General features: G+C 44.6%; 2 protein-coding genes. Both read left to right on the top strand.

What is annotated here, in order from left to right; all coding sequences use genetic code 11:
- Positions 1-747 (top strand): peptidoglycan recognition family protein (locus tag HT724_RS09920; RefSeq protein ID WP_101514457.1); only part of this gene is annotated, 747 nt, incomplete at its 5' end.
- A gap of 19 nt (positions 748-766) precedes the next feature.
- The coding region (locus HT724_RS10350; protein WP_240156745.1) for a YSIRK-type signal peptide-containing protein at positions 767-2,769 on the top strand (2,003 nt) is incomplete at its 3' end.

The following is a 2,769-nucleotide window of genomic DNA, read 5'->3' on the forward strand; positions in this document are numbered from 1 at the left end:
ATGTTTGCGACAAAAAGAGTGAATGGCGATTTGTTTTCAGGACTTATCACAGATGTGGATGAGGAAATCATGAATAGCGATCAAAATCGCCTTGATATTGATACTATTGTCATCCACCATAATGGTGGGCTGAGTGATGAGGGGGCTAGAAGTACTTGGTATGTCTCTACAGGTCATGGCACATCTGCTCACTATCAGGTGACTCCTGATAAGATATGGGGGTGTGTTGGTGAAGAGAGCGTTGCCTATCATGCTGGCAACTATGAAGTCAATCAGCGTTCGATTGGTATTGAACACTTAAATAACCGTGGGGAACCTGACTGGACTATTGCAGAGGAAACCTACTGGAACTCAGCACGTTTGATTGCAGATATTTGTGATCGTTATAATTTGCCAATCAATCGTGAGACCATCCATCCTCACCAGGAATTTACTGCTACAGATTGCCCTGGGGGGATTGATCTAAATCGACTCATCCAGATGGCGGCTGAGATTCATGCTGGCGATAGTTTCCAAGTCTCAAAAGAGGAACAGCCTCGAGATGGGAATGGAGAGTATCTAGTGCGTGTGGTAGATGATGATCTCTACATCCGAACAGGCCCAGGTCTGGCTTATCCTGACCAAGGTTTTTGTCCTCTTGGGACTTTTACCATCATGCAGGTAGAAGAAGCAGATGGCTATACTTGGGGCTTGTTGAAGTCGGGTAGGGGCTGGATCGCACTAGACTATACAGAAGAAATCAAATAGAAAAAGGAAGGAAGAATGAATGAAACTAAAAAGTAAAGAAGAGCGCAAAGGGGAAAAGGTTTTTCGTTACTCAATAAGGAAGTACCACTTTGGTGCTGCCAGCGTTGCCGTTGCTGCGCTGATGTTTTTTGCCAACGGGACAGTACAGGCACAAACACCTGACATTTCTCCAGCGACAGAGAGTGGAACGACTAGAACCAGCGACCTTGTAAGCGATTCCTCGGGGGGGGTATCTGAAGAGCTAAGTGAAAAAACTCCTGATACGGACCCAAGTCAGCAAGAGCAATCTAGCCAAGGTAATCAAAAGCCTCAAGAAGCATCAGATGAAAACAAGTCTCTAGTAAAAGATAGCGAAGAAGGCAAGGGAGAAAAGCAAGCAGAAGAAGCAAGTCGTCCTACTGTAGATAAGTCACTTGCTCAGTCTGCACAAACCAGTCTGCAAGCTCTGCTTACCAATCTGACACTGGACTCCATGAAAGAACTTCACGCTCGTGTAGAAGCAGGTCTAGCACAAGCTAAGGCTGTTCTTGAAAATCCAAACTCCAGTCAAGAGGAGGTCAATGCCCAAGTTCAAGCCATGAAAACCTTGACTGAGGAGGTAAACAAGGCTTTGGCTGGTGGACTCACATCCCCAGCTGAGCTTGGGGAAGGAGGGAATGCGACTCCAAGTGAAGCAAGCCCAACTCCTACACGAGGGCGAGGTCGTAGGGGACAACTAACCCCTCCTGCCACGCCGGCACCAGCAGAAAATCAAGAAACCAAGGAAACAGTGGAGGAAGTTACAGACTACACAAATGGTCAGGGAAGCTATCCTCTATCAGGCAAAATCCATCATCTCCTCCAAGAACTGAAGACCAGCACTGAAAATCCAGAACAAGTCCAAAAACTAAAGGAAGCCTACGATAAACTCAACGAAGCATTGGGACAATCAGAAAATGGGCTTGTCAATCAGGAGGTCTTTAATGCTGCACTTGAGGAGTATAAAAAGGTAGCCCAATTAAAGAATGGTGTGGAAAAAGGTAGCAGCGATAGTCCTAAATCTAGGAAAGCGAGAGAAACCTCATCTCTGACAGTTAATAAACTTAGACCTGGAGGTCGTCAAGGGCAGTATTCTCGCTTTTCGGAGGATACTATTGGAGACTACCGTCTTCAAGGTTATGGTATCTCATTTGAGGCGGTGTCAAATGGGAAAACGATTCGAGAAATTAGCATTACAGGAATTGAGAATTTAAATCTAACTGTATCCAAATCTGGCGAAGGAACTTCTGTAGCTCGTCTGAAACTAACGGGAGATATCCCTAGAACCGAGTTCGGTGTCAGAAAATATACAGTTAAAGCTATTGATAGTTCGGGACATTCACAAATATATCAAGGAACGTTCCGTTTTCCTGTTCCAAAAGCTAGTTTTATTACAACAAATAAGCAACTTGAGGGCAAGGCAGGAACTATTCCCTATGACCCAACTAACCGGGATAAAACTAAGTTTATTCAAGCTAAGCTTCCTGGTCCAGTAAATCAAAAAAATATACCAGACAGAGCCGAATTACGTGTCTATCTAGTGAAAGGAGGAAGCAATTACAATGGATACGATGTGTTAGTCCCGCATGCAAGAGGATTTACGAAGATTGCAGATGGACTCCCAGATAATGAAGGAGTGGTAACTTTTACTCCTGATAGATTCAAAAGATACGGTGTAGATAAATTAGGAACAGATGAGTATAAACTAGTAGCTATGATTGTACGCCCAGGTACGGATACACCAGTAGATGGAGAAGGAGCCATATCGTTGCTGTCTGATACTGGTATTCGTGCGACAGTTGATAAGAGCGACTTGACCAGCAAACGTGAAGCACTAGAACGTGATTTACAACAAGAAGCAAATACCAACACAGATGGCAAAACAGAAGCCAGCAAGCAAGCATACCAGAATGCGAAGACGAAAGTCCAAGAGGCGATCGATAAAGCTAAGGAAATCGAAGGCAAGAGAGATGCGAGCGAAGCAGACGTTCAAACACAAACGCA

The sequence above is a fragment of the Streptococcus sp. k-402 genome (assembly GCF_013277515.1).
Taxonomy (GTDB): Bacteria; Bacillota; Bacilli; order Lactobacillales; family Streptococcaceae; genus Streptococcus.